The 4,730-nt window shown below is 68.7% G+C and carries 3 protein-coding genes; 1 reads left to right on the plus strand and 2 read right to left on the minus strand.

Translation table 11 applies throughout. The features are described 5' to 3' along the window. Positions 1 to 216: 216 nt before the first annotated feature. Together QMX80_RS18325 and parE are read right to left on the minus strand one after the other, a co-directional pair. Positions 217 to 1,704 carry a peptidase S10 gene (locus tag QMX80_RS18325; protein WP_055769916.1) on the minus strand — a complete coding sequence of 496 codons (1,488 nt, stop codon included), beginning with the start codon at positions 1,702 to 1,704 and terminating at the stop codon, positions 217 to 219. Positions 1,705 to 2,376: 672 nt separating this feature from the next. After that, positions 2,377 to 4,266: a DNA topoisomerase IV subunit B gene (gene parE, locus QMX80_RS18330; protein ID WP_055769914.1), complete on the minus strand. Its 1,890-nt coding sequence runs from the start codon at positions 4,264 to 4,266 to the stop codon at positions 2,377 to 2,379. A 162-nt stretch (positions 4,267 to 4,428) separates the two neighbouring features. On the opposite strand from parE, the gene QMX80_RS18335 reads away from it, so the two are divergent. Next, positions 4,429 to 4,680, plus strand: coding sequence for a hypothetical protein (locus tag QMX80_RS18335; RefSeq protein ID WP_055769912.1), 252 nt, complete (start codon positions 4,429 to 4,431; stop codon positions 4,678 to 4,680). Positions 4,681 to 4,730 lie beyond the last annotated feature (50 nt).

Genomic DNA, 4,730 nt, shown 5'->3' on the forward strand with positions numbered 1-4,730 from the left:
CCCCCGCGGGGCCCCCCCCCCACCCCCCCCCCCCCCGCCCCCGGGGCCCGGGGGGGCCTTTCGTTTGTGGGGGGTAATGTCTGGCCCCGGCTTGCTGCGGTCCGCCGCATGGCGGCGGTGCCGCATCGGGCCCTGCGCGGCGGGCGCGGCAGCGGATTGCCTGCGTCGAGGCGCCGCCGGGCGCGGCCCCCGTCGCGGGGCGCCGCGCCATCGTCCTCAGTTGCGCTGGTACATCGCGCGCACGTCGCGGCGGAACGCGGCCTGGCTGTCGGCGCGGCTGTAGAACATGTGCCCGCCCGGATAGCTGCGCACCTGCACGCGCTGCGGATCGCCCATGGCCGGCATCTGGTCCACGGTCAGGATCGAGCCCATGAACGGGCACGACAGGTCGTTCCAGCCGTGCACGACCAGCACCTGCAGGCGCGGGTCGATGGCCACCGCCTGGCGCAGCTGGGTGACGGCGCCGGCGCGCAGGTCGCCGTTGCGGTCCCACAGCCGGTTCACTTCATAGCTCAGCGCGTTGTAGCGGGCGTCGACCTTCCAGCCGACCACGCGGGTGGCGAAGTCCACCATCGCGGTGGTGGTCGGGGCGATGATGCTGTCCAGCAGCGGATCGTTGGCGCGCTGCTCCGGATCGGTGGGGAACGGGTCGAAGGCGGTGACGTTGGAGTCGTAGCGGCTGCCCAGCGTGCCCTTGTCGCGGAATACTTCGCGCAGGTAGGCCTGGGTTTCCAGGCGGCCGCCGGCGCGGCGCACGAACACCGGGTCCAGGCCGGTCAGTTCGACGACGCGGCGGATCATCGCCTCGGTGGCCTGCGGGTCGGAGCGGCCCTTCATCAACGCGGTGGCGTAGTCGCCGCGGGTGTATTCGACGACTTCGCGCATCGCCTCGTCGGTCAGCCTGCCCTGGCGCTCCAGGTGCGCGGCGGCGATCGAGGGCAGGGTCTGGATCCAGGCCATCGGCGAGACGTCGCTGTTGTCCTCCAGCGTCGGGCTCAGGTAGGGCGAGACCAGCACCAGCCCGTTCATCGCCACGCCCAGCCGGGTCTGCAGGTAGTGGGTGATGCGGGGGCCGCGGTAGCCGCCGTAGCTCTCGCCGGTGAGGTATTTGCGCGAGGTCATGCGCTGGTTCTTCAGCAACCAGTCGTAGACCGTGCGCGACAGGTATTCGACGTCGGCGGTGGGGGTGAAGAACTGCTTCTTTGCTTCCTCGTCGGGAATGCGCGAGCGGCTGAAGCCGGTGCCGACCGGGTCGATGAACACCAGGTCGGTGAAGTCCAGCCAGGTGCCGGGGTTGTCGCGCAGGGTAGCCGGGGCCGAGGCGCTGTCGCCCTCGCTGCCGAAGGTGACCACCTTCGGGCCGATCGCGCCGAGGTTCAGGTAGACCGAGGAAGCGCCGGGGCCGCCGTTGAGGGCGAAGGTGACCGGGCGGTCCTTGCCGGGCATCGTGTAGGCGGTGAACACCACGTCGCCGATGATCTTGCCCTGTGCATCGCGCACCGGCAGCGAGCCGACGGTGGCGGTGTAGTCGAGGGTGCGGCCTTCCAGGCGCATGCTCTGGCGGGTGGAGGCATCGGCAGGAAGCGGGGCGGGGGCGGCCGCGGCGGCCTTGTCCTCGCCGGCGGCATCGGCGGGCTTGGCCGGGGCGGGGGCGGCGAACAGCAGGCCGGCGCCGAGCGCGGCCACGTACAGCAGGTGTTTCATGCGGATGACCACAGGATCAGGGAATTCCTGATCCTATGCCTGCAAGGAGGGCGGCAAATGTGCTCAAAGCCATGGAGAACCTGCCTGCAGGCGCACAGCATGATGCGCTTCTGCGAGCAGGGAGCCAGATCGTCCCTGCGCTCCGGCAGCGCCAGGGCGGCCCGTCCATCGCCGGAGTGCCTGTGCCGTCGCCACGGCAGGTGGCAATGAATCGCCGGGATCAGACTTCCAGCGAAGCCGGGTCGCCCTTGCTCTCCAACCGCGCAAGGCCGGCCTGTCCGTTGCCGGAGTGCCCGTGCCGTCGCCACGGCAGGTGGCACTGAATAGCCGGGATCAGACTTCCAGTGAGGCCAGGTCGCCCTTGCTCTCCAGCCGCGCCAGGCCGGCCTGTCCGTTGCCGGAGTGCCTGTGCCGTCGCCACGGCGGGTGGCAATGAATCGCCAGGATCAGACTTCCAGTGAAGCCAGGTCGCCCTTGCTCTCCAACCGCGCCAGGCTGACCTGTACGTTGCCGGAGTGCCCGTGCCGTCGCCACGGCAGGTGGCAATGAATCGCCGGGATCAGTCTTCCAGCGAGGCCAGGTCGCCCTTGCTCTTCAGCCGCGCCAGGCCGGCCTGTCCGTTGCCGGAGTGTCTATGCCGTCGCCACGGCAGGCGGCAATGAATCGCCGGGATCAGACTTCCAGTGAAGCCAGGTCGCCCTTGCTCTCCAACCAGCCTTTCCGGTCGCCAGCCCGCTTCTTCGCCAGCAGCATGTCCATCAGCGAGCGGGTCTGCTCGTCGTCGTCCACGGTCAACTGCACCAGCCGGCGCGTATCGGGGTGGATGGTGGATTCGCGCAGCTGCGCCGGGTTCATTTCGCCCAGGCCCTTGAAGCGGGTGACGCTGAGCTGGCCGCGGATTTTCTCGCGCTCGATCTTCTCCAGCAGCGAGCGCTTTTCTTCCTCGTCCAGCGCATAGAACACCTGCTTGCCCACGTCCACGCGGAACAGCGGCGGCATCGCCACGAACACGTGGCCGGCGGCGACCAGCGCGGGGAAGTGCTTGAGGAAAAGCGCGGCGAGCAGGGTGGCGATATGCAGGCCATCCGAGTCGGCGTCGGCCAGGATCACCACCTTGCCGTAGCGCAGGCCGGAAAGATCGTCCTTGCCCGGATCGCAGCCGATGGCGATAGCCAGGTTGTGCACTTCCTCCGAGGCCAGCACGCTGCCCGACGCCACTTCCCAGGTGTTCAGGATCTTGCCGCGCAGCGGCAGGATCGCCTGGAAATCCTTGTCGCGGGCCTGCTTGGCGCTGCCGCCGGCCGAGTCGCCTTCCACCAGGAACAGCTCGGTGCGCGACAGGTCCTGGCTGATGCAGTCGGCCAGCTTGCCGGGCAGGGCCGGGCCCTGGGTGACCTTCTTGCGGACGACCAGCTTCTCGGTCTTCAGGCGCGCGCTGGCGCGCTCGATGGCGATCTGGGCGATCTTCTCGCCGACCTCCACGTTCTGGTTCAACAGCAGGCTGAAGGCGTCGTGCGAGGCGCTTTCGACGAAGCCGGCGGCCTGGCGCGAGGACAGGCGCTCCTTGGTCTGGCCGCTGAACTGCGGATCGGTCATCTTCAGCGACAGCACGAACGACACGCGGTCCCACACGTCTTCCGGCGCCAGCTTGACGCCGCGCGGCAGCAGGTTGCGGAAGTCGCAGAACTCGCGCAGCGCCTCGGTCAGGCCGGTACGCAGGCCATTGGCATGGGTGCCGTGCTGGGCGGTCGGGATCAGGTTGACGTAGCTTTCCTGCACCAGTTCGCCTTCCGGCAGCCAGGCAACGGCCCAGTCGACGATTTCGGTTTCCTTCTTCAGGCTGCCGGTGAACAGGTCGGCGGGCAGCATTTCGCGCTCGCCCAGTTCGGCCTTCAGGTAGTCGCGCAGGCCGTCTTCGTAATACCAGGTGTCGACTTCGCCGGTGGCCTCGTCGGTCAGCCTGACGGTCAGGCCCGGGCACAGCACGGCCTTGGCGCGCAGCAGGTGGCGCAGCGCGCGTACGTTGAATTTCGGGGTGTCGAAATACTTCGGGTCCGGCCAGAAGCGCAGGCGGGTGCCGGTGTTCTTGCGGCCGACCGTGCCGACCACTTCCAGCGGGCTGGCGCGATCGCCGTCGCGGAAGCTGATGCGGTGCTCGCTGCCCTCGCGCTTGATGTGGATCTCCACCAGCGTGGACAGCGCGTTGACCACCGACACGCCCACACCGTGCAGGCCGCCGGAGAAGGTGTAGTTGCGGTTGCTGAACTTGCCGCCCGCGTGCAGCCGGGTGAGGATCAGCTCGACGCCGGGGATCTTCTCCTCCGGGTGGATGTCCACGGGCATGCCGCGGCCGTCGTCGCTGACCTCGCAGCTGCCGTCCTTGAACAGCACGACGTCGACGGTTCTCGCGTGCCCGGCCAATGCCTCGTCCACCGAGTTGTCGATGACTTCCTGCGCCAGATGATTCGGGCGCGCGGTGTCGGTGTACATGCCGGGGCGGCGTTTGACCGGGTCCAGGCCGGAGAGGACTTCGATGTCGGCGGCGTTGTAACGGGCGTTCATGTATCTCGATAAGGCGCTGATGCGACGGGCAAGTTTGCGGTCTGCCGGCGGAATTTGCACGCCGGTGTTCAGTGCGGGGAGAGGCGGGTGGAGGTATCCTGTGCGGGCTGGACAAGTACGCAACCGGCCCCTGTGGGTCGGTGGAAACTCCGGAGGATGAGAATGAAATCGTCGAAATTGCTGGTTCTGGCCGTGGCTGCCGCCGCCGTCGTGGCGGTGCCGCTGGTGATGGCGCAGAGCGCCGACAAGGGCAAGACGGGCGAGACCGCCCAGGACGCTGCCGTGGACAAGGCGCAGAACGAGGCCGAGCAGAAGGCCAAGCGCCGCGCTGCCGCCGCCGCCCAGGAAAAGGCGAAGGGCGAGCAGTCCGCCCCGCGCGAAGAGGAAGAAGAGGAAGCGCGCAAGCGTCGCTGACGCGCGTTTCCGCTGGACAGGGACGCCCCGGCCCAGGCCGGGGCGGGGGT

The organism is Stenotrophomonas sp. PS02297 (assembly GCF_029959705.1).
Lineage (GTDB): Bacteria > Pseudomonadota > Gammaproteobacteria > Xanthomonadales > Xanthomonadaceae > Stenotrophomonas > Stenotrophomonas nitritireducens.

Excerpts from the sequence above, each read along its gene's own strand:
- QMX80_RS18325 (WP_055769916.1), bottom strand. The coding sequence starts at position 1,704 with ATGAAACACCTGCTGTACGTGGCCGCGCTCGGCGCCGGCCTGCTGTTC.
- parE (WP_055769914.1), bottom strand. The coding sequence starts at position 4,266 with ATGAACGCCCGTTACAACGCCGCCGACATCGAAGTCCTCTCCGGCCTG.
- QMX80_RS18335 (WP_055769912.1), top strand. The coding sequence starts at position 4,429 with ATGAAATCGTCGAAATTGCTGGTTCTGGCCGTGGCTGCCGCCGCCGTC.